The 22,810-nt window shown below is 54.7% G+C and carries 19 protein-coding genes and 1 tRNA gene; 18 read left to right on the top strand and 2 right to left on the bottom strand.

Features of this window, described 5'->3' with window-relative positions:
- The first annotated feature begins 246 nt into the window (after positions 1–246).
- The 4 genes from sucA to sucD all read left to right on the top strand — a co-directional run bounded on the left by sucA (position 247) and on the right by sucD (position 6,425).
- Positions 247–3,048: a 2-oxoglutarate dehydrogenase E1 component gene (gene sucA, locus GY169_RS16745; RefSeq protein WP_065355538.1), complete on the top strand. Its 2,802-nt coding sequence runs from the start codon at positions 247–249 to the stop codon at positions 3,046–3,048.
- Between the two features lie 13 nt (positions 3,049–3,061).
- Positions 3,062–4,279 (top strand): 2-oxoglutarate dehydrogenase complex dihydrolipoyllysine-residue succinyltransferase, encoded by a 1,218-nt coding sequence (gene odhB, locus GY169_RS16740; RefSeq protein WP_163449178.1) that lies wholly within the window; start codon positions 3,062–3,064, stop codon positions 4,277–4,279.
- Between the two features lie 110 nt (positions 4,280–4,389).
- Positions 4,390–5,556, top strand: coding sequence for an ADP-forming succinate--CoA ligase subunit beta (gene sucC, locus GY169_RS16735; RefSeq protein WP_003022927.1), 1,167 nt, complete (start codon positions 4,390–4,392; stop codon positions 5,554–5,556).
- Positions 5,556–6,425, top strand: a complete 870-nt coding sequence (sucD, locus tag GY169_RS16730; RefSeq protein WP_008501094.1) for a succinate--CoA ligase subunit alpha — start codon at positions 5,556–5,558, stop codon at positions 6,423–6,425. The genes sucC and sucD overlap by 1 nt, the downstream gene beginning before the upstream one ends.
- Before the next feature lie 99 nt (positions 6,426–6,524).
- On the opposite strand, the gene GY169_RS16725 is transcribed toward sucD, so the two are convergent.
- The gene (locus GY169_RS16725; protein WP_167576386.1) at positions 6,525–7,241 is read right to left on the bottom strand and encodes a GntR family transcriptional regulator; all 717 of its coding nucleotides are present in this window, start codon (positions 7,239–7,241) and stop codon (positions 6,525–6,527) included.
- A gap of 183 nt (positions 7,242–7,424) precedes the next feature.
- On the opposite strand from GY169_RS16725, the gene mngA reads away from it, so the two are divergent.
- Both mngA and mngB read left to right on the top strand, forming a co-directional pair.
- Positions 7,425–9,341, top strand: a complete 1,917-nt coding sequence (gene mngA, locus GY169_RS16720; protein WP_167577324.1) for a PTS 2-O-a-mannosyl-D-glycerate transporter subunit IIABC — start codon at positions 7,425–7,427, stop codon at positions 9,339–9,341.
- Between the two features lie 24 nt (positions 9,342–9,365).
- Positions 9,366–11,999: a mannosylglycerate hydrolase gene (gene mngB, locus GY169_RS16715; protein ID WP_167576385.1), complete on the top strand. Its 2,634-nt coding sequence runs from the start codon at positions 9,366–9,368 to the stop codon at positions 11,997–11,999.
- A 38-nt stretch (positions 12,000–12,037) separates the two neighbouring features.
- Here the strand turns inward: mngB and GY169_RS16710 are convergent, their stop codons facing one another.
- Positions 12,038–12,820 carry a hypothetical protein gene (locus GY169_RS16710; protein WP_167576384.1) on the bottom strand — a complete coding sequence of 261 codons (783 nt, stop codon included), beginning with the start codon at positions 12,818–12,820 and terminating at the stop codon, positions 12,038–12,040.
- A gap of 790 nt (positions 12,821–13,610) precedes the next feature.
- On the opposite strand from GY169_RS16710, the gene cydA reads away from it, so the two are divergent.
- From cydA to GY169_RS16650, 12 genes are all read left to right on the top strand, one after another.
- Positions 13,611–15,179, top strand: coding sequence for a cytochrome ubiquinol oxidase subunit I (gene cydA / locus GY169_RS16705; protein WP_163449182.1), 1,569 nt, complete (start codon positions 13,611–13,613; stop codon positions 15,177–15,179).
- Between the two features lie 15 nt (positions 15,180–15,194).
- Positions 15,195–16,334, top strand: a complete 1,140-nt coding sequence (cydB, locus tag GY169_RS16700) for a cytochrome d ubiquinol oxidase subunit II (protein WP_065355541.1) — start codon at positions 15,195–15,197, stop codon at positions 16,332–16,334.
- Between the two features lie 14 nt (positions 16,335–16,348).
- Positions 16,349–16,462 (top strand): cytochrome bd-I oxidase subunit CydX, encoded by a 114-nt coding sequence (gene cydX, locus GY169_RS16695; RefSeq protein ID WP_062775086.1) that lies wholly within the window; start codon positions 16,349–16,351, stop codon positions 16,460–16,462.
- Complete coding sequence (gene ybgE, locus GY169_RS16690) at positions 16,462–16,758, top strand: cyd operon protein YbgE (protein WP_065355542.1); 297 nt, start codon at positions 16,462–16,464, stop codon at positions 16,756–16,758. The genes cydX and ybgE overlap by 1 nt, the downstream gene beginning before the upstream one ends.
- A 146-nt stretch (positions 16,759–16,904) precedes the next feature.
- Entirely contained in the window at positions 16,905–17,309 is a 405-nt protein-coding gene (gene ybgC, locus GY169_RS16685; protein WP_035892730.1) for a tol-pal system-associated acyl-CoA thioesterase, read from the top strand.
- Positions 17,306–18,007 carry a Tol-Pal system protein TolQ gene (tolQ, locus tag GY169_RS16680; protein WP_074398837.1) on the top strand — a complete coding sequence of 234 codons (702 nt, stop codon included), beginning with the start codon at positions 17,306–17,308 and terminating at the stop codon, positions 18,005–18,007. The genes ybgC and tolQ overlap by 4 nt, the downstream gene beginning before the upstream one ends.
- A gap of 3 nt (positions 18,008–18,010) precedes the next feature.
- Positions 18,011–18,439 carry a colicin uptake protein TolR gene (gene tolR / locus GY169_RS16675; protein WP_064548352.1) on the top strand — a complete coding sequence of 143 codons (429 nt, stop codon included), beginning with the start codon at positions 18,011–18,013 and terminating at the stop codon, positions 18,437–18,439.
- Between the two features lie 94 nt (positions 18,440–18,533).
- On the top strand, positions 18,534–19,781 hold the full coding sequence (gene tolA, locus GY169_RS16670) for a cell envelope integrity protein TolA (RefSeq protein WP_167576383.1): 1,248 nt from the start codon (positions 18,534–18,536) through the stop codon (positions 19,779–19,781).
- A 132-nt stretch (positions 19,782–19,913) separates the two neighbouring features.
- Complete coding sequence (gene tolB / locus GY169_RS16665) at positions 19,914–21,206, top strand: Tol-Pal system beta propeller repeat protein TolB (RefSeq protein WP_064548356.1); 1,293 nt, start codon at positions 19,914–19,916, stop codon at positions 21,204–21,206.
- 34 nt (positions 21,207–21,240) lie between these two features.
- The gene (gene pal, locus GY169_RS16660) at positions 21,241–21,762 is read left to right on the top strand and encodes a peptidoglycan-associated lipoprotein Pal (protein ID WP_064548357.1); all 522 of its coding nucleotides are present in this window, start codon (positions 21,241–21,243) and stop codon (positions 21,760–21,762) included.
- Between the two features lie 9 nt (positions 21,763–21,771).
- The gene (cpoB, locus tag GY169_RS16655) at positions 21,772–22,569 is read left to right on the top strand and encodes a cell division protein CpoB (RefSeq protein ID WP_163449185.1); all 798 of its coding nucleotides are present in this window, start codon (positions 21,772–21,774) and stop codon (positions 22,567–22,569) included.
- A 165-nt stretch (positions 22,570–22,734) separates the two neighbouring features.
- A tRNA-Lys gene (locus GY169_RS16650) sits at positions 22,735–22,810 on the top strand.

The raw sequence follows: 22,810 nt of genomic DNA, 5'->3' as shown, positions 1-22,810 counted from the left end.
CTCACCCTGCCCCTCTCCCACAGGGAGAGGGGATAAAATGCAGGAAACCTTTAAAAACTGCCACATGCACTTCCTCTGAGAGAGGGGAAGGGTGAGAGTAAAAAACTCTTAAGACAGTTTCTAAAGGTTCCTTCGCGGGCCAGTGCAGATACAAGAGCTCGCAAGTGAACCCTGGGACGTGTGCTTTACCGGCGTACGTCGTAGTTATCCACGGCGAAATAAGCATAAAATGCTTAAGGGATCACGATGCAGAACGGCGCAATGAAAGCCTGGCTGGACTCTTCTTACCTCTCTGGTGCTAACCAGAGCTGGATAGAACAGCTCTATGAAGACTTCTTAACCGATCCTGACTCTGTCGACGCTCACTGGCGTTCAATGTTCCAGCAGTTACCTGGTACCGGAGTCAAACCGGATCAATTTCATTCCAAAACGCGTGATTATTTCCGTCGTCTGGCGAAGGATGCCTCACGTTACTCCTCTTCGATTTCCGACCCTGACACGAATGCGAAGCAGGTTAAAGTCCTGCAGCTTATCAACGCTTACCGCTTCCGTGGTCACCAGCATGCGAATCTCGATCCGCTGGGACTGTGGCAGCAGGATAGAGTCGCTGATTTAGATCCCGCTTTCCACGATCTGACTGAGGCCGACTTCCAGGAGAGCTTTAACGTAGGTTCTTTTGCCATCGGCAAAGAGACGATGAAGCTCGGCGATCTGATTGACGCGCTCAAGCAGACCTACTGCGGCCACATCGGCGCGGAATATATGCACATTACCAGCACCGAAGAAAAACGTTGGATTCAGCAGCGTTTTGAAGCGGGGCATGCCACCTTTACCGCGGAAGAGAAAAAACGCTTCCTGAGCGAGTTGACCGCCGCGGAAGGTCTGGAACGCTACCTGGGCGCGAAGTTCCCGGGAGCCAAACGCTTCTCGCTGGAAGGCGGCGACGCGCTGGTGCCGATGCTCAAAGAGATGATCCGTCATGCGGGCAAGAGCGGCACGCGTGAAGTGGTGCTGGGTATGGCGCACCGTGGTCGTCTGAACGTGTTGATCAACGTACTGGGTAAACAGTCCCAGGAGCTGTTCGACGAATTCTCCGGCAAACATAAAGAACATCTCGGCACCGGTGACGTGAAGTACCACATGGGCTTCTCCTCCGACATCGAAACCGAAGGCGGCCTTGTGCACCTGGCGCTGGCGTTTAACCCGTCGCACCTTGAAATCGTTAGCCCGGTGGTGATGGGTTCCGTGCGTGCGCGTCTGGATCGCCTCGACGAGCCGAGCAGTAACATGGTTCTGCCAATCACCATTCACGGTGACGCAGCCGTCACCGGTCAGGGCGTGGTTCAGGAAACCCTGAACATGTCCAAAGCGCGTGGTTATGAAGTGGGCGGTACCGTTCGCATCGTTATCAACAACCAGGTGGGCTTCACCACCTCGAACCCGTTGGATGCACGTTCTACCCCGTACTGTACCGATATCGGTAAGATGGTGCAGGCGCCGATTTTCCACGTTAACGCGGATGACCCGGAAGCGGTCGCTTTCGTTACCCGTCTGGCGCTGGACTTCCGTAATACCTTCAAACGCGATGTGTTCATCGATCTGGTGTGCTACCGCCGTCACGGCCACAACGAAGCCGACGAGCCGAGCGCAACCCAGCCGCTGATGTACCAGAAAATCAAAAAGCATCCGACCCCGCGCAAAATCTATGCTGACAAGCTGGAAGCGGACAAAGTCGCGACGCTGGAAGATGCCACCGAGATGGTCAACCTGTATCGCGACGCGCTGGACGCGGGCGAATGCGTGGTGAAAGAGTGGCGTCCGATGAACCTGCACTCCTTTACCTGGTCGCCGTACCTCAACCATGAATGGGACGAAAGCTACCCGAACAAGGTTGACATGAAGCGTCTGCAGGAGTTGGCTAACCGTATCAGTACCGTGCCGGAAGGCGTGGAAATGCAGTCTCGTGTCGCGAAAATCTATGGCGACCGTCAGGCGATGGCGGCGGGCGAGAAGCTGTTTGACTGGGGCGGCGCGGAGAACCTGGCGTACGCCACGCTGGTTGATGAAGGCGTTCCGGTGCGTCTGTCCGGTGAAGATGCCGGTCGCGGTACCTTCTTCCACCGTCATGCGGTGATTCACAACCAGACTAACGGTTCCACCTATACCCCGCTGCAGCACGTACACAACGGCCAGGGCGACTTTAAAGTGTGGGACTCCGTGCTGTCTGAAGAGGCGGTACTGGCGTTCGAATATGGCTACGCGACGGCTGAGCCGCGCACGCTGACCATCTGGGAAGCGCAGTTCGGCGACTTCGCCAACGGTGCGCAGGTGGTGATTGACCAGTTCATCTCCTCCGGCGAGCAGAAATGGGGCCGTATGTGCGGTCTGGCGATGCTGCTGCCGCACGGTTATGAAGGCCAGGGGCCGGAGCACTCCTCCGCGCGTCTGGAACGTTATCTGCAGCTTTGCGCTCAGCAGAACATGCAGGTTTGCGTGCCGTCTACCCCGGCTCAGGTGTATCACATGCTGCGTCGTCAGGCGCTGCGCGGGATGCGTCGTCCGCTGGTGGTGATGTCACCGAAGTCGCTGCTACGTCACCCGCTGGCGGTCTCTTCGCTCGACGAACTGGCGAATGGCACCTTTATGCCGGCCATCGGCGAGATTGACGAACTGGATCCGAAAGCGGTGAAACGCGTGGTGCTGTGCTCTGGTAAGGTGTACTACGACCTGCTGGAACAGCGTCGCAAAAACGACCAGAAAGATGTCGCTATTGTGCGTATCGAACAGCTGTATCCGTTCCCGCACCAGGCGGTACAGGAAGCACTGAAACCATTTGCTCACGTGCATGATTTTGTTTGGTGCCAGGAAGAGCCGCTGAACCAGGGCGCCTGGTACTGCAGCCAGCATCATTTCCGTGAAGTAGTTCCATTTGGGGCCGCTCTGCGTTACGCAGGTCGCCCGGCCTCCGCCTCACCGGCGGTAGGGTATATGTCCGTTCACCAGAAGCAGCAACAAGATCTGGTCAATGACGCGCTGAACGTCGATTAATTAAGGATACATAATGAGTAGCGTAGATATTCTGGTCCCTGACCTGCCTGAATCCGTAGCAGATGCGACCGTGGCCACCTGGCATAAAAAACCGGGCGATGCGGTAGTGCGTGATGAAGTGCTGGTAGAAATCGAAACTGACAAAGTGGTACTGGAAGTACCGGCGTCGGCAGATGGTATCCTTGATGCCGTTCTGGAAGATGAAGGCACCACCGTCACTTCCCGTCAGATCCTCGGTCGCCTGCGTGAAGGCAACAGCGCCGGTAAAGAAACCAGCGTCAAGGCTGACAGCAAAGAGTCTACCCCGGCTCAGCGCCAGCAGGCGTCGCTGGAAGAGCAAAATAACGAAGCGCTCAGCCCGGCGATCCGTCGCCTGCTGGCCGAGCACAACCTCGATGCCAACGCCATTAAAGGCACTGGCGTCGGTGGCCGTCTGACCCGTGAAGACGTTGAGAAGCACCTGGCAAAAGCACCGGCGAAAGCCGCTGCAGCACCAGCTCCGGCCGCTGCGCCGGTTGCGCCGCTGGCTGGTCGCTCCGAAAAACGTGTTCCGATGACCCGTCTGCGTAAGCGCGTGGCCGAGCGTCTGCTGGAAGCGAAAAACTCCACCGCGATGCTGACCACCTTCAACGAAGTGAACATGAAACCGATCATGGACCTGCGTAAGCAGTACGGTGACGCGTTTGAAAAACGCCACGGTATTCGTCTGGGCTTCATGTCCTTCTACGTGAAGGCGGTGGTTGAAGCGCTGAAACGCTATCCGGAAGTGAACGCTTCTATTGATGGCGATGACGTGGTTTACCACAACTACTTCGATGTGAGCATGGCCGTTTCGACGCCACGCGGCCTGGTGACGCCGGTCCTGCGTGATGTGGATGCTCTGGGCATGGCTGACATCGAGAAGAACATCAAAGAGCTGGCTGTTAAAGGCCGTGACGGTAAGCTGACCGTAGAAGATCTGACCGGCGGTAACTTCACCATTACCAACGGCGGCGTCTTTGGTTCCCTGATGTCTACCCCGATCATCAACCCGCCTCAGAGCGCGATTCTGGGTATGCATGCCATTAAAGACCGCCCGATGGCGGTGGATGGCAAAGTAGAAATTCTGCCGATGATGTACCTGGCACTGTCCTATGACCACCGTCTGATCGATGGGCGCGAGTCTGTAGGCTTCCTGGTGGCAATTAAAGAGTTGCTGGAAGATCCAACCCGTCTGCTGCTGGACGTGTAGTGATGTTAGCGGCCTCTCTCCCCGTGCGGGGAGGAGGCCCACTCTGTGCTATGCAGAACTAAAAGATCCAGACCACAACTCAACAACATTTTATAGGATGGATAGAACACATGAACTTACATGAATATCAGGCAAAACAACTCTTTGCCCGCTATGGCTTACCGGCTCCGGTGGGTTATGCCTGTACTACTCCGCGCGAAGCAGAAGAAGCCGCTTCAAAAATCGGCGCTGGCCCGTGGGTAGTGAAATGTCAGGTTCACGCTGGTGGCCGCGGTAAAGCGGGCGGTGTGAAGGTCGTTAACTCCAAAGAAGACATTCGCGCTTTCGCTGAACATTGGCTGGGCAAACGTCTGGTCACTTACCAAACGGACGCACACGGTCAGCCGGTTAACCAGATTCTGGTTGAAGCTGCTACCGACATCGGTAAAGAGCTGTACCTGGGCGCGGTAGTTGACCGTAGCTCCCGTCGCGTGGTCTTTATGGCCTCGACTGAAGGCGGCGTAGAAATTGAAAAAGTGGCGGAAGAAACCCCGCACCTGATCCACAAAGTGGCGCTGGATCCGCTGGCGGGCCCGATGCCTTACCAGGGGCGTGAGCTGGCGTTCAAACTGGGTCTGGAAGGTAAACAGGTTCAGCAGTTCACCAAGATCTTCATGGGTCTGGCGACTATCTTCCTGGAGCGCGACCTGGCGCTGATCGAAATCAACCCGCTGGTGGTGACCAAGCAGGGCGACCTGATCTGCCTCGACGGTAAACTGGGCGCTGACGGCAACGCGCTGTTCCGCCAGGCTGACCTGCGCGAAATGCGCGACCAGTCTCAGGAAGATCCGCGTGAAGCGCAGGCGGCACAGTGGGAACTGAACTACGTTGCGCTGGACGGCAACATCGGCTGTATGGTTAACGGCGCGGGCCTGGCAATGGGCACCATGGATATCGTTAAACTGCACGGCGGCGAACCGGCTAACTTCCTCGACGTGGGCGGCGGCGCGACCAAAGAGCGCGTGACCGAAGCGTTCAAAATCATCCTTTCCGATGACAATGTTAAAGCCGTACTGGTTAACATCTTCGGCGGTATCGTACGTTGCGACCTGATCGCTGACGGTATCATCGGCGCGGTAGCCGAAGTGGGCGTTAACGTCCCGGTTGTCGTACGTCTGGAAGGCAACAACGCCGAGCTCGGCGCGAAAAAACTGGCTGATAGCGGCCTGAATATTATTGCAGCGAAAAGTCTGACGGATGCAGCTCAGCAGGTTGTTGCCGCAGTGGAGGGGAAATAATGTCAGTTTTAATTAATAAAGATACCAAGGTTATCTGTCAGGGCTTCACCGGTAGCCAGGGGACTTTCCACTCCGAACAGGCGATTGCATACGGTACGCAGATGGTTGGCGGCGTAACGCCAGGTAAAGGCGGCACCACTCACCTCGGTCTGCCGGTGTTCAACACCGTTCGTGAAGCCGTAGAAGCGACCGGCGCTACCGCCACCGTTATCTACGTTCCAGCGCCGTTCTGCAAAGACTCCATCCTGGAAGCGATTGATGCAGGCATCAAACTGATTATCACCATCACCGAAGGTATCCCGACGCTGGATATGCTGACCGTGAAGGTGAAGCTGGACGAAGCCGGCGTGCGCATGATTGGCCCGAACTGTCCAGGCGTTATCACCCCGGGCGAATGCAAAATCGGCATCATGCCGGGTCACATTCACAAGCCGGGTAAAGTGGGCATCGTTTCCCGTTCCGGTACCCTGACCTATGAAGCGGTTAAGCAGACCACCGACTACGGTTTCGGCCAGTCTACCTGTGTCGGTATCGGCGGCGACCCGATCCCGGGCTCTAACTTCATCGACATCCTGAAGCTGTTCCAGGAAGATCCGCAGACTGAAGCGATCGTGATGATCGGCGAGATCGGCGGTAGCGCAGAAGAAGAAGCGGCTGCTTATATTAAAGAACACGTGACCAAGCCAGTTGTTGGCTATATCGCGGGCGTTACCGCGCCGAAAGGCAAACGTATGGGCCACGCTGGCGCCATCATTGCCGGTGGTAAAGGTACCGCTGATGAGAAATTCGCTGCTCTGGAAGCTGCTGGCGTGAAGACGGTTCGCAGCCTGGCTGACATTGGCGAAGCGCTGAAGTCCATCATTAAGTAATCCTCTCTGCTCCCTCACCGAATTCCCGCTGCATACAGGGAAAGAGGGAGCCTTATATGTCTTGTTTCGACATGGTTGGCCGCCCATGGGCGGCCTTTTTTAATGGCGTCGTTTGGCCACCAGCGTAAATTTATAGTCGTCGCTTTTGAAGGTATTGCGGCTATATTCAAACACCCGCCCATCCTGCAGGAATCCGCGAGAAATTTTCTCCAGCACCGGTTTCCCCGGCGCAATCCCCAGCATTGCGACCGTCTCCTCGTTTGGGATCACCGGGATAAGCTCCTGCTCGCTGCGATCGATAACCATCTTTTTGATCGTTTCAATATAGTGATATTTTGAGTTTTCCATGACCTCCCAGGTGAGATCGGCAAACAGGGCGAGGGGCATCCACGTCTCTTCAAGGGTGACCGCTTTTTGCTTGATAAATCGCACCCGCTTGACGTGCCAGACCTTATCCGTGGCGGCGAGCTGGAGGTGTTCCGCCAGCGTCTCTCCTGCCGGAATAACTTCAAACACTTTCACTTCGCTATGTGTCTCAACCTGACGATCGGCCAGCTTTTCATAAAAGCTGGTGAGCTGATAAATGTCGTAATTGACGCGCTCTTCTTTGACATAGGATCCGCTGCCCTGGATGCTCTCAATAATCTCCTGATCGGTGAGCAGCTTTAGCGCCTGCCTGACGGTGACGCGGCTGACCTGAAAGGCCGCCTGTAGCGCAGACTCGGTTGGCAGGGCATCACCCGGCTTTAGCTCGCCGCGTGTGATTTGCGCCCGCAGTTCATCGGCTATCTGGCGATACATCGGTTTTTTACTCATCAGTTTTCGCTTTGCTATGAAGTGGTTAATACCTTTCAGGCAAATTATGCCGACATCTCCGCAATAGTAAATAATACAAATTAAATACAAATTATTGCCAGTTAGTGAAATTGATCACTAAAATGTATTATGTTGTCTGACACAATCGCTGCACACTATAACGACAATTCAGTGAGGATCATGATGAACCTGACGACCCTGTCCCACCCTCGTGCGGTTTGCCTAAACGCCCACTTTACCGATCGCGACGACGCGATTCGCCAGCTTGCGCAGCGGCTGGTTGAACTGGGAAAAATTACCGATGCGGACGCTTATCTTGCGGAAGTATTCGAGCGGGAATCCCTGGGGCCCACAGCCCTTGGTGAAGGACTGGCGGTACCACATGGTAAAACCGCGGCGGTGAAAGAAGCGGCGTTTGCGGTGGCGATGCTACGTGAACCGCTGGCCTGGGAAGGGGTGGATGGCCCTGAACCGGTCGAGTTGATTTTCTTGCTGGCCATCCCGCCGGCAGAAGCAGGATCGACGCATATCCAGATTCTGACCGATCTGACTACCCGTCTGGCCGATGATGAGGTACGACAGCGGGTGATGGCTGCCGATAGCCCCGAGGCACTACTGGCGGCGCTGGATGCTGAGCCAGAAAAAAGCGTCGCAGCGCTCAGCGATGACGCACCGACAATTGTTTGTGTCACCGCTTGCCCGGCAGGTATCGCCCACACCTATATGGCAGCGGAGTATCTGGAAAAAGCCGGACGCCGGATGGGCGTTAACGTGGTGGTGGAAAAGCAGGGGGCCAACGGCATTGAAGGCCGCCTTACCGCGCAACAGCTGAATGCTGCGCGAGCCTGTATTTTTGCGGCGGAAGTGGCGATTAAAGAGAGCGAGCGTTTTAACGGCATTCCGGCTATTTCAGTCCCGGTCGCCGAACCGCTGCGCCATGCCGAGGCGCTGATTGAACGCGCGCTGGCGTTGAAACCGACGCAAGGCAATAGAATCGCTCAGCCGCAAGAGGCGGTGAAAAAAAGCGTAAAAGCCGAACTGAAGCAAGCGCTGCTTAGCGGGATTTCATTTGCGGTGCCGCTGATCGTCGCCGGCGGGACGGTGCTGGCGGTGGCGGTACTGCTGGCGCAAATCTTTGGCCTGCAGCATCTCTTTGACCTTGAAAACTCCTGGCTGTGGATGTACCGCAAGCTGGGCGGCGGCATGCTTGGCACGTTGATGGTCCCCGTTCTGGCTGCTTATACCGCCTATTCACTGGCGGATAAACCCGCGCTGGCGCCGGGTTTTGCCGCGGGTCTCGCCGCCAATATGATCGGCGCGGGATTTTTAGGCGCGGTGGCCGGCGGCTTAATCGCGGGGTACCTCATGCGTTGGGTGAAACAGCATATTCGCCTTAGCAACCGCTTTAACGGTTTCATGACCTTCTACCTCTACCCGGTCATCGGGACGTTGGCCGCAGGCAGCCTGATGCTGTTTGTCATTGGCGAACCCGTCGCCTGGGTCAACAACTCGCTTACCGCCTGGCTTAACGGACTCTCGGGGGCGAATGCGCTATTGCTGGGCGTGATTCTCGGCTTTATGTGTTCGTTCGATCTCGGCGGCCCGGTGAACAAAGCGGCCTATGCGTTTTGCCTGGGGGCGATGGCCAACGGCGTGTATGGCCCTTATGCCATCTTCGCGTCGGTGAAAATGGTATCTGCCTTTACCGTCACCGCGTCCACCATGCTGGCGCCGAATCTGTTTAAACAGTTTGAAATTGAGACCGGAAAATCCACCTGGCTGCTGGGGCTGGCGGGGATCACCGAAGGGGCGATTCCGATGGCGATTGAAGATCCGGTCCGCGTGATTGGCTCTTTTGTCCTGGGATCGATGGCGACCGGAGCGATTGTCGGCGCCATGGGGATTGGCCTCTCAACGCCTGGCGCCGGGATTTTCTCCTTATTTTTACTGCAGCATGGCGGAATAAGCGCTTATGTCGCCGCGGCAGGTTGGTTTGGTGCTGCGCTGGTTGGGACAGTGATTTCCACCGTGGTACTGCTGCTCTGGCGACGTCAGGCGGTCAGAAAAGGGAAATACGTCACCGACAGCGTGATGCCGTAAGCACTGATTAAACAGGAAACGAAGATGAAAGCAGTATCTCGCGTTCACATAACGCCGCATATGCACTGGGATCGAGAGTGGTATTTCACGACGGAAGAGTCGCGTATTTTACTGGTCAACAATATGGAAGAGATCCTCACGCGTCTTGAGCAGGATGCCGACTATAAATACTACGTCCTGGATGGGCAAACGGCGGTACTGGAGGACTATTTTGCCGTTAAACCGGAAAATCGGCAGCGCGTTAAGTCGCTTGTCCAGGCCGGAAAACTGATTATTGGGCCATGGTATACGCAAACGGATACCACTATCGTTTCGGGTGAATCTATTGTCCGTAATCTGATGTACGGCATCCGCGACTGTATGGCATTTGGCGAACCGATGAAGATTGGTTACCTTCCCGACTCGTTTGGTATGTCCGGGCAGCTACCGCACATTTATAACGGCTTTGGCATCACCCGCGCGATGTTCTGGCGTGGATGTTCAGAGCGCCACGGTACCGATAAGACCGAGTTTTTATGGCAAAGCCAGGACGGCAGTGAAGTTGCCGCTCAGGTGCTGCCGTTGGGCTACGCGATTGGTAAGTACTTACCGGAGGATGAAGCCGGGCTGCGTAAACGCCTCGACAACTACTTTGAGGTGCTGGAAAAAGCCTCGGTGACCAAAGAGATTTTGCTCCCGAACGGCCATGACCAGATGCCGTTACAGCAAAACATCTTTGCGGTGATGGATAAACTGCGGGAGATCTACCCGCAGCGACAGTTTGTGATGAGCCGTTTCGAAGAGGTGTTTGAGCAAATCGAGGCTCATCGTGATGAGCTGGCGACGCTCCACGGCGAATTCATCGACGGCAAATACATGCGCGTACACCGCACTATCGGTTCCACGCGTATGGATATCAAAATCGCCCATGCGCGCATTGAGAATAAAATCATCAACCTGCTGGAGCCGCTGGCGACGCTTGCCTGGAGCCTGGGCTTTGAATATCACCATGGCCTGCTGGAGAAAATGTGGAAAGAGATCTTAAAAAACCACGCTCACGACAGTATTGGCTGCTGCTGTAGCGACAAGGTTCATCGTGAAATTGTCTCGCGCTTTATCCTCGCTGAAGACATGGCCGATAACCTGATTCGTTTCTACCTGCGCAAAATCACCGACAACATGGCCCACAGCGACGCGGACAAATTGGTGATGTTTAACCTGATGCCGTGGCCGCGCGAAGAGGTGATCAACACCACGATTCGCCTGCGTGCGAGCCAGTTCCGGCTGCTGGACAATAAAGGGCATGAGATCCCCTACTTTATTTGCGCGGCGCGGGAACTCGACCCAGGGCTGATTGATCGCCAGATTGTCCATTACGGTAACTATGAGCCGTTTATGGAGTACGACATCCAGCTTAAACAGATTCTGCCATCGATGGGCTATTGCACGTTGTATATCGAGCCGCATGCGGCGGGTAACCAGGTGCCGGCCGTCGCCCCAACCGAGGCGCTGCTGGAAAATGCCTTCTGGCAGATTGACCTCAACGACGACGGGACCTTGCAGCTACGCGATAAAGACTTGGGCATTGTTTATCAACGCGTGCTGGAGATAGAAGAGGGCGCTGATGACGGCGATGAGTATGATTACTCGCCCTCACGGGAAGAGTGGCTGCTTACTTCGGCCGGGACAGCGTTTGAACATGAGGTCATTCACGACGCCTGGCAAAGCCGCGCCGTGATTCGTTATCGTATGTCGGTCCCTGCTAACCTGAGCGAACGCACGGCGCGTCAGCGCAATGGTGAGCTGGGGGTAGAAATAGCGGTCACGCTCAGCCATAACACCCGTCGTATTGACGTGGAAGTCCGCCTCGATAATCAGGCCGACGACCACCGCGTGCGCGTGCTGATCCCAACGCCGTTCTGTACCGAGGAGGTGCTGGCCGACACCCAGTTTGGCAGCGTCGTGCGTCCGGTACGCGATGACGCGATGGCGAACTGGCAGGCGGAGGGCTGGAAGGAAGCGCCAGTGCCGGTCTGGAACCTGCTGAATTACGCGGCCTTGCAGGAAGGACGTAACGGTCTTGCACTGTTTAGCGAGGGGCTACGGGAATTTGAAGTGATTGGCGAGGAGAAAAAAACCTTCGCTTTAACGCTGATGCGCGGCGTGGGTTTACTGGGCAAAGAGGATTTATTACTGCGCCCTGGCCGCCCTTCAGGGATCAAACTACCGGTCCCTGATTCCCAGATGCACGGCGCGTTACATTGTCGCTTCAGCCTGTTCAGCTACAGCGGGACCCCACTTAATGCCGGGGTGGCACAGCAGGCGCGGGCCTGGCTTACCCCTATTCAGTGCTATAACAAAATTCCATGGGATGCGATGAAGCTGAACAAAGCCGATTTCACCGTACCCGATAGCTATAGCCTGTTAAGCATGTCACCGGTTGGCTGCCAGCTTAGCGCATTGAAAAAAGCGGAAGATCGCGATGAGCTTATTTTGCGGCTGTTCAACCCTTCCGATAGCGTATCCTGCGAGGCGGCGGTTTCGTATAGCCGCCGCGTTATCCAGTGTCATGAAACGGGAATGGATGAAAAACCTTACGGCGAGCAGGAGGCGACCCCGGACAGCACCACCGTATTCCGGCCGTGTCAGTCCCGCACCTTCAGCCTTAAGCTAGCTTGATACTACGCAATAAGCGCCTTCCGGCGCTTATTGCGGGCCTATTTCAGCATGATGCTGAACCCCGCATACAGCGTGAACTCCGGCTGATAGTCCCCTCTGTGCGCTACCGTCCACTGCGGCTCGATAAAACTGTTAACAATATAGTCTCCGACCAGTATCGCCCGCCCGCCGCCTAGCCCAAGTGGGATCACATAGTCATCATTTTTGACGTTGTAGCTCCAGATCGCGGTGGAGCGTAAAAACCAGCCGCGGGACATTTTGTAGATAAGGAACGGTTGCAGCGTCGCCGTCTCAACATGGGCGCGATCGCTATCGCCGGTAAAACTTTTTTGCCACTGTACCAGCGCGCCGGTCAGCCAGCGCGGCGAGGTATTGACCGCCACCGCTGACAGCCCGGCCTGCCATTGCCCGGTACCCAATTCCTCCTTTGCCGCGCTGTTGGCCGTTAGCAGCGGCCCAACGCCCAGCTTGACGCCATCCTGCTTGAGCAAAAAAATATCGAACAGATTGATATCGCCAATGCCGCTGTCGTAGCCGCCGCTGCTTTGCGGGCGAGTCGCCATCGGCACCGTTACGCGCATAATTTGCGGTACCGCAATAAGGTCGTTACTGTCGATGGGGATAGTCGCGCGGAGCAGCACATCGTTGGTGTGCTGGTTGGTGCCATCGATTTCAGGCGTGTAGTAATCCTGCACCGCAAAAGAGCTGGCAAGGTGCAGGGGGTTATTGGCTTTATCGACAGCATCTTCGGCGTAGGCGTGCAGGGTAACGGGCAAGATCGCAAAGCAGGCGAGTAGGGCGGTAGTCAGTCGAGACGGCATGAGCGTTCCTTGGCAAAAGTAAGTGGAGTATCAGCAAGTTGGCATCTATTCTGACATCGTCTGTGAGGAAAACTGTGGTCTGCCTGAAATAGTTTTTGTGGGTTATTATTTTTAACTCAATTATTTTTAACAATCATTTGAAGCATATCTGAATTAATAGATTGGATTGATGGGCGATCGGGTAAGCGGGAAGGGGAAAAAAGAACGCATTCGCCAGGAAATACCGAAATATGTGCTAGCGAAAAATTACTGTGAACCGACTAACATTATCATGGTTTGGCAGCATTTTTTTATCGAGGCCGATGAAGTTAAATATTATTACCTATAATTCTCATATAAATCTTTTGGCTAACCACAGAGCTCATTAATAAAACATTAATTTAACATTCAATCTACATGGTTTAATCGTGGAAACATATATTCAACATTGAGCGTAAATATTGATTTATATCAATGCTCGGAGCTTGGAAATATTGGCAAAAAAGCGTTTAATTGCTCGGCATCAAACTGGATGAAAAGTACCCCTTCCGCTATATATTGATCAACGCCGTAAAACGTAAAGACAGTTCAGCAAAAACCTGTTTATTGTAGGGTTATTACGGCGTAATATATTCGAGGGATCAATTTGGGTTTTTTATTAACGTATTTGTAACCTTTGCTGATGATGATTTCCTCTCAGGATGAAATCGCAACCTGGCGGGTAACAAATAAATTTGTATTGGGGCATGTGTTTGAATCCCGGGTAACGGGTTCATTCTCGGAGTCTTCATGCGATGAGCAAGGAGTCATGATGTTAGATATAGTCGAACTGTCGCGCTTACAGTTTGCCTTGACCGCGATGTACCACTTCCTGTTTGTACCGCTGACGCTGGGTATGGCGTTCCTGCTGGCAATCATGGAAACGGTCTACGTCCTTTCCGGCAAACAGATTTATAAAGATATGACCAAGTTCTGGGGCAAGTTGTTTGGTATCAACTTTGCGCTGGGTGTGGCTACCGGTCTGACCATGGAGTTCCAGTTCGGGACCAACTGGTCTTATTACTCCCACTACGTGGGCGATATCTTCGGTGCGCCGCTGGCCATCGAAGGTCTGATGGCCTTCTTCCTCGAATCTACCTTTGTAGGTCTGTTCTTCTTCGGTTGGGATCGTCTGGGTAAAGTTCAGCACATGGCCGTCACCTGGCTGGTGGCGCTTGGCTCCAACCTCTCCGCGCTGTGGATTCTGGTCGCCAACGGCTGGATGCAGAACCCGATTGCTTCGGACTTCAACTTCGAAACCATGCGCATGGAAATGGTCAGCTTCTCCGAGCTGGTCCTGAACCCGGTCGCACAGGTGAAATTCGTTCACACCGTGGCGTCTGGCTACGTCACCGGCGCGATGTTTATCCTTGCCATCAGCTCCTGGTACATGCTCAAAGGCCGTGATTTCGCCTTTGCAAAACGCTCCTTTGCGATTGCCGCCAGCTTTGGTATGGCCGCCATCCTCTCCGTTATCGTACTGGGTGATGAATCCGGCTACGAAATGGGCGACGTACAGAAAACCAAACTCGCCGCGATTGAAGCCGAGTGGGAAACCCAGCCGGCACCCGCTGCCTTTACGCTGTTTGGTATTCCGGACCAGGATGCGCAGGAGAACCATTTCTCCATTCAAATTCCTTATGCGCTGGGCATCATCGCGACACGTTCCGTCGACAAGCAGGTTACCGGCCTGAAAGATCTGCTGGTGCAGCACGAAGAGCGTATCCGTAACGGGATGAAAGCGTACTCCCTGCTTGAACAGCTGCGCTCTGGCGCAACCGATCCGGCGGTACGCGCGCAATTCAACGACGTGAAAAAAGATCTGGGTTATGGCCTGCTGCTGAAACGCTATACGCCGAACGTGGCTGATGCGACGGAAGAGCAGATCCAGAAAGCGACTAAAGACTCTATTCCACGCGTTGCGCCGCTGTACTTCGCCTTCCGTATCATGGTGGCGTGCGGTGTGCTGATGCTGTTGATTATCGGCGCTTCCTTCTGGACGGTGATTCGTAACCGTATCGGCGAGAAAAAATGGCTGCTGCGCGCGGCGTTCTACGGCTTGCCTCTGCCATGGATTGCCGTTGAAGCGGGCTGGTTTGTTGCCGAATATGGCCGTCAGCCGTGGGCAATCGGTGAAGTATTGCCAACGGCGGTTGCCAACTCGTCGCTGACTGCTGGCGACCTGATCTTCTCGATGGTGCTGATCTGTGGTTTGTATACGCTGTTCCTGGTGGCTGAACTGTTCCTGATGTTCAAATTTGCCCGTAAAGGACCAAGCAGCCTGAAAACCGGTCGCTATCACTTTGAACAGTCCTCTGCGGCTATTCAGTCGGCACGCTAAGACAGGAGTCGTCAAATGATCGATTATGAAGTATTGCGTTTTATCTGGTGGCTACTGATTGGCATTCTGCTGATTGGTTTTGCCGTCGCCGATGGTTTCGATATGGGGGTGGGCATGCTCACCCGCTTCCTCGGTCGTAACGACACCGAGCGTCGAATAATGATTAACGCCATTGCCCCGCACTGGGACGGAAACCAGGTGTGGCTCATCACCGCGGGTGGCGCGCTGTTCGCCGCCTGGCCGATGGTGTATGCGGCTGCGTTCTCCGGTTTCTACGTGGCGATGATTCTGGTGCTGGCCTCTTTGTTCTTCCGTCCGGTTGGCTTTGACTACCGTTCGAAGATTGAAGATACCCGCTGGCGCAACATGTGGGACTGGGGCATCTTTGTCGGCAGCTTCGTGCCGCCGCTGGTGATTGGCGTGGCATTTGGTAACCTGCTGCAGGGCGTACCGTTCCACATTGATGAGTACCTGCGTCTGTACTACACCGGTAACTTCTTCCAGCTGCTGAACCCGTTTGGTCTGCTGGCAGGTATCGTCAGCGTGGGGATGATCCTGACGCAAGGTGCAACCTATCTGCAAATGCGTACCGTGGGCGAACTGCACCTGCGTACCCGCTCCGTCTCAATGGTGGCAGCGCTGGTCACGTTGGTCTGCTTTGCACTGGCAGGCGTGTGGGTTTACTACGGCATTGATGGTTATGTGGTGAAATCGGTGCTGGATCATACCGGCCCGTCTAACCCGCTGACCAAAGAAGTGGCGCGTGAAGCGGGTGCATGGATGGTGAACTTCAACAACATGCCGGCGCTGTGGGCCATTCCTGCTCTGGGCGTAGTGCTGCCGCTGCTGACGATTGTTAGCACCAAAGCGGACAAAGGGGCATGGGCGTTCCTGTTCTCCTCACTGACGCTGGCGTGCATCATCCTGACCGCGGGTATTGCTATGTTCCCGTTCATTATGCCTTCCAGCACAATGATGAACGCGAGCCTGACCATGTGGGACGCGACTTCCAGCCAGTTGACGCTGAACCTGATGACCTATGTTGCGATTGTCTTCGTACCGATTATTCTGGCCTACACCACCTGGTGTTACTGGAAAATGTTCGGTCGCATTACCAAAGAAGACATCGAACGTAACACCCACTCTCTGTACTAAGTAAGGAGCTGAATATGTGGTATTTCGCATGGATTTTGGGAACGCTTCTTGCCTGTGCATTCGGCGTGATCACCGCGCTGGCGTTAGAGCACGTCGAAGCGACCAACGCGGGTGAAGAAAAGCACTGATGAAAAATGTTATCGCAATGTTGTACGCGATAATGGACAAGCGCCCCCTGCGGGCGCTTTCCCTTGTTATGGCCCTGCTGCTGGCAGGCTGCATTTTCTGGGATCCGTCGCGTTTTGCGGCGAAGACCAGCGAGCTGGAAATCTGGCATGGGTTTCTGCTGATGTGGTCCGTGTGCGCGGGCGTGATTCACGGGGTGGGCTTCCGCCTGCGGTCGATTCACTGGCAGGGGATTTTTTGTCCGCTTATCGCCGATCTGGTGTTATTTGCAGGGCTGATTTTCTTCTTTTACCGCTGAAAATTTTCATCCGAAGACAATGGGCTTGCACGAGCCCATAAAAATTTACTCTCCGTTTACTTCTCCCCATTCCAAACCATCATTCCCGCGCGTATAGTAGCGAAGTTCAAAAACCCAAAAAATTTTTTGCATTACTGGGACGTAAAGTGAATACAACGCTGTTTCGATGGCCGGTTCGTGTCTACTATGAAGATACCGACGCCGGTGGTGTGGTTTATCACGCCAGCTATGTCGCTTTCTATGAAAGAGCACGCACTGAGATGCTGCGTCACCATCACTTCAGTCAGCAGGTGCTGTTGGCTGAACGCGTGGCCTTTGTCGTGCGTAAAATGACGCTGGAGTATTTTGCGGCTGCCCGACTCGACGATATGCTCGAAGTCCAGACAGAAATTACATCAATGCGTGGTACCTCAATGGTGTTTACGCAGCGAATAGTCAACGCTGAGAATAAGGTTCTGAACGAAGCAGAAGTCCTGATTGTCTGTGTTGATCCACTCATCATGAAGCCTCGTGCGCTTCCCAAGTCTATTGTCGCGGAGTTTAAGCAGTGACTGACATGAACATCCTTGATTTGTTCCTGAAGGCAAGCCTTCTGGTTAAACTTATCATGTTGATTTTGATTGGTTTTTCAATCGCATCCTGGGCCATCATTATCCAGAGAACGCGCATCCTTAACGCGGCAAGCCGCGAAGCAGAAGCGTTTGAAGATAAGTTCTGGTCCGGCATCGAGCTGTCTCGCCTGTATCAGGAGAGCCAGGGGCGTCGTGAAAATTTGGCGGGATCCGAGCAGATCTTCTACAGCGGTTTTAAAGAGTTTGCCCGCTTGCATCGCGCGAACAGTCATGCGCCGGAAGCGATTGTGGAAGGGGCATCGCGTGCGATGCGTATTTCCATGAACCGCGAGCTGGAAACGCTGGAAACGCATATTCCGTTCCTTGGCACAGTTGGCTCCATCAGCCCGTATATCGGTCTGTTCGGTACCGTTTGGGGGATCATGCACGCCTTTATCGCGCTGGGCGCGGTAAAACAGGCCACGCTGCAGATGGTTGCTCCAGGCATCGCCGAAGCGTTGATCGCCACCGCGATCGGTCTGTTCGCCGCTATTCCGGCGGTTATGGCGTACAACCGCCTGAACCAGCGCGTGAACAAACTGGAACTGAACTACGACAACTTTATGGAAGAGTTCACCGCGATTCTGCACCGTCAGGCTTTTACCGCCAGTACCGCCAGCGAGAGCAACAAGGGGTAAGCCATGGCCAGAGCACGTGGACGCGGGCGTCGCGAACTGAAGTCCGAAATTAACATCGTTCCGCTGCTGGATGTGTTGTTGGTGCTGCTGCTGATCTTTATGGCGACAGCGCCGATCATTACGCAGAGCGTGGAAGTGGATCTTCCTGATGCCACCGAATCACAGGCTGTCAGCAGTAATGATGAACCCCCGGTCATTGTTGAAGTGTCCGGCGTGGGGCAATACAGCGTGAACGTTGGCCCGGAGAAGATGCCGCAGCTGCCGCCTGAACAGGTGGTCGCGGAAGCGCAGCGTCGTTTGCAGGCGAATCCGAAGACGGTCTTCTTAATTGGGGGCGCGAAAGACGTGCCTTACGATGAAATAATTAAAGCGCTTAACCTGTTACACAGCGCCGGGGTGAAATCGGTCGGGTTGATGACTCAACCCATTTAACCGCCGACATGCCGCACCAGCGCAGGGTGTGGGTCGGCAACGGCCCACATCGTGTGTTGTAGAGTAACGGGGGAACAGTTTTTGGGAACCGAGAGTGTCAAAGGCAACCGAACAAAACGACAAGCTTAAACGAGCGATAATTATTTCAGCAGTGCTGCACGTGATTTTGTTTGCAGCGCTGATCTGGAGTTCGTTCGATGAGCATTTAGACGCTGCGGCTGGCGGTGGCGGCGGTTCGTCCATCGACGCAGTCATGGTCGATCCGGGTGCGGTCGTCGACAACTATAATCGTCAACAGCAGCAGCAGGCCAGTTCGAAACGCGCGCAAGAGCAGCGTGAGAAACAGGCCCAGCAGCAGGCTGAAGAGCTGCGAGAGAAACAGGCAGCCGAACAGGAACGTTTAAAAGCGCTGGAAAAAGAGCGTTTACAGGCCCAGGAAGCGGCGAAGCAAGCTCAGGAACAGCAAAAACAGGCGGAAGAAGCGGCAGCCAAAGCCGCCGCTGATGCCAAAGCGAAAGCCGACGCGCAGGCGGAAGCGGCAGTGAAAGCCGCTGCGGATGCGAAAGCAAAAGCCGATGCGCAGGCGAAAGCGGCTGCGGAAGCGGCGAAGAAAGCCGCCGCTGACGCGCAGAAGAAAGCGGAAGCCGAGGCCGCTAAAGCCGCAGCTGATGCGAAGAAAGTTGCTGAAGCGGCCGCTGCGAAAGCCGCTGCCGATGCGGAGAAGAAAGCCGCTGCGGAAGCCGCGAAAAAGGCTGCCGCAGAAAAAGCCGCCGCCGAGAAGGCCGCTGCTGCTGAAAAAGCAGCCGCAGAGAAAGCTGCCGCCGCTGCGGAAAAAGCGGCTGCCGATAAGGCAGCAGCAGCGGCTAAAGCGGCAGCAGACAAGAAAGCTGCTGCGGAAAAAGCCGCCGCTGCCAAAAAGGCCGCCGCGGAAAAAGCAGCCGCCGCTTCTGGCGTTGACGATCTGTTAGGCGACTTAAGCTCAGGTAAGAATGCGCCGAAAGGCAGCACCAGCGGTAGCGCCGGTGGCTCTTCTCCTGCTAAAGGTAACAAAGCTGGGCAGGGTGGGGCATCGCAGGCTGAAATTGCGTCCTATATTGCGCAGGTTCAGGCGGCGATTAAAGGTCACCTGTACGACTGGGATACCTATAAAGGGAAGACCTGTACGCTGCGCGTGAACCTGGCAGAAGATGGTACGGTGCTGAGCGTGAAGCAGGAAGGTGGTGATGCGGCGTTCTGTCAGCAGATGCTGGCGGCAACTAACCGAATGACCAAGTTCCCGAAACCGCCGTCACAAGCGGTCTGGCAGACCTTTAAAAATGCGCCGCTGGACTTCAAGCCATAAAGATTATTTTTCGCCGCAGTACGCGAAAAATAAAGGCGGGATCGTCGCAGGGTTTTGGTAGTTTTGTGTATTTTAGTTTGTTAACATTCTGCTAAATTATCGTGGGCTTTCCGCCTGGATAAGGGAGAAATGATGAAGCAGGCATTACGAGTAGCATTTGGTTTTCTGATGCTGTGGGCAGCGGTGCTGCACGCAGAAGTACGTATCGAGATCACCCAAGGGGTGGACTCGGCGCGTCCGATTGGCGTCGTTCCGTTCCAGTGGGCCGGACCGGGTGCCGCGCCTGAAGATATCGGCGGTATTGTTGGCGCCGACCTGCGTAACAGCGGGAAATTCAACCCATTAGACCGCTCTCGTCTGCCGCAGCAGCCGGGCAGCGCGCAGGAAGTTCAGCCGGCCGCGTGGTCTGCGCTGGGTATTGATGCCGTGGTTGTCGGTCAGGTTAGCCCGAACGCCGACGGTAGCTATAACGTTTCCTATCAGCTGGTTGATACCGGCGGTGCGCCAGGTACCGTTCTGGCACAGAACACCTATAAGGTGAACAAGCAGTGGCTGCGTTACGCGGGCCATACTGCCAGTGACGAAGTGTTCGAGAAACTGACCAGCATTAAAGGCGCGTTCCGTACCCGTATCGCCTACGTGGTGCAGACCAATGGCGGCCAGTTCCCGTATGAACTGCGCGTTTCTGACTACGATGGCTACAACCAGTTTGTGGTCCACCGTTCTCCGCAGCCGCTGATGTCTCCGGCATGGTCTCCGGACGGCTCTAAACTGGCCTATGTGACCTTCGAAAGCGGTCGTTCAGCGCTGGTCGTGCAGACGCTGGCAAACGGCGCGGTGCGTCAGATTGCGTCGTTCCCGCAGCACAACGGTGCGCCGGCATTCTCGCCGGACGGTTCTAAACTGGCGTTCGCCCTGTCGAAAACCGGTAGCCTGAACCTGTACGTGATGGACCTTGGCTCCGGCCAGATTCGTCAGGTGACCAACGGTCGCAGCAACAACACTGAACCAACCTGGTTCCCGGACAGTCAGAACCTGGCCTTCACCTCTGACCAGGCCGGTCGTCCGCAGGTGTATAAAGTGAATGTTAACGGCGGTGCTCCGCAGCGTATTACCTGGGAAGGTTCGCAGAACCAGGATGCTGACGTCAGCAGCGACGGCAAGTTTATGGTAATGGTTAGCTCGGCCAACGGTCAGCAGCACATTGCTAAGCAAGATCTGGAAGCGGGTGGTGTACAGGTTCTGTCATCAACGTTTTTAGACGAAACGCCAAGTCTGGCACCTAACGGCACTATGGTAATCTACAGCTCTTCTCAGGGGATGGGATCCGTGCTGAATTTGGTTTCTACAGATGGGCGTTTCAAAGCGCGTCTTCCGGCAACTGATGGACAGGTTAAATTCCCTGCCTGGTCGCCGTATCTGTGATAATAATTAATTGATTAGTAAAGGAATCATTGAAATGCAACTGAACAAAGTGCTGAAAGGGCTGTTGATTGCTCTGCCTGTAATGGCAATCGCGGCATGTTCTTCCAACAAGAACGCCAGCAATGACGGCAGCGAAGGCATGCTGAACGGTGCCGGCACTGGTATGGATGCGAACGGTAGCGGCAATATGTCTTCTGAAGAGCAAGCGCGTCTTCAGATGCAGCAGCTGCAGCAGAACAACATCGTTTACTTCGATCTCGACAAGTACGATATCCGTTCTGACTTCGCTGCAATGCTGGATGCACACGCTAACTTCCTGCGTAGCAACCCGTCTTACAAAGTCACCGTAGAAGGTCACGCGGACGAACGTGGTACTCCGGAGTACAACATCTCCCTGGGTGAACGTCGTGCTAACGCTGTTAAAATGTACCTGCAGGGTAAAGGCGTTTCTGCTGACCAGATCTCCATCGTTTCTTACGGTAAAGAAAAACCTGCAGTACTGGGTCACGACGAAGCGGCTTACTCCAAAAACCGTCGTGCCGTACTGGTTTACTAAGAGAATTGCATGAGCAGTAACTTCAGACATCATTTAATGAGTCTGTCGTTACTGGTTGGCATAGCGGCCCCCTGGGCCGCTTTTGCTCAGGCGCCAATCAGTAGTGTCGGCTCAGGCTCGGTCGAAGACCGCGTCACTCAACTCGAGCGTATTTCCAATGCTCACAGTCAACTTTTGACCCAACTCCAGCAACAACTCTCCGATAACCAGTCTGATATTGATGCCCTCCGTGGACAGATCCAGGAAAGTCAGTACCAGCTGAATCAGGTGATGGATCGTCAAAAGCAGATCATGCTGCAAATTGATAGCCTGAACGGCGGCAGCGGTGCGACACCGGCGCAGCCAGCTTCGGGTGACCAAAGCAATGCGGCAGCGGCGACGTCAGCGCCAGCGGGCGGAAATACCGCTTCGTCTGGCGTTCCGGCGCAAACGGGCGATGCGAATACCGATTACAACGCGGCGATCGCGCTGGTGAAGGACAGTTCTCGCCAGGATGATGCGATTGTGGCGTTTCAGAATTTCATCAAAAAATACCCTGATTCTACCTATCAGCCCAATGCCAACTACTGGCTGGGTCAGCTGAATTACAACAAGGGTAAAAAAGATGATGCGGCGTACTACTTTGCGTCGGTGGTGAAAAACTACCCGAAGTCGCCTAAGGCGGCGGATGCGATGTTTAAGGTCGGGGTGATCATGCAGGACAAAGGCGATACCGCAAAAGCGAAAGCGGTATATCAGCAGGTTGTCAGCAAATACCCAGGTACCGACGGTGCGAAGCAGGCGCAAAAACGTCTTAGCGGGCTGTGATGCGTGAAGTAAGACCAGAAATCGTGTTATTTCTGGTCTTGCCGCATGAAACATAAGCAGTTAAGTGATCTTTGTCGAAATTTTTGTTGCGCAGAATTCTGAATTCAGTAATATATGCCGCCGTTGCCAAGGGATATCAAACATCCTGAAAGTGGCGAAAAAAGTGGGTCGTTAGCTCAGTTGGTAGAGCAGTTGACTTTTAATCAATTGGTCGCAGGTTCGAATCCTGCACGACCCACCA

The organism is Kluyvera genomosp. 3 (assembly GCF_011765685.1).
Lineage (GTDB): Bacteria > Pseudomonadota > Gammaproteobacteria > Enterobacterales > Enterobacteriaceae > Kluyvera > Kluyvera georgiana_A.
The sequence above is the reverse complement of the archived record's forward strand: the minus strand, read 5'-3'. Positions and strand labels throughout refer to the sequence as shown.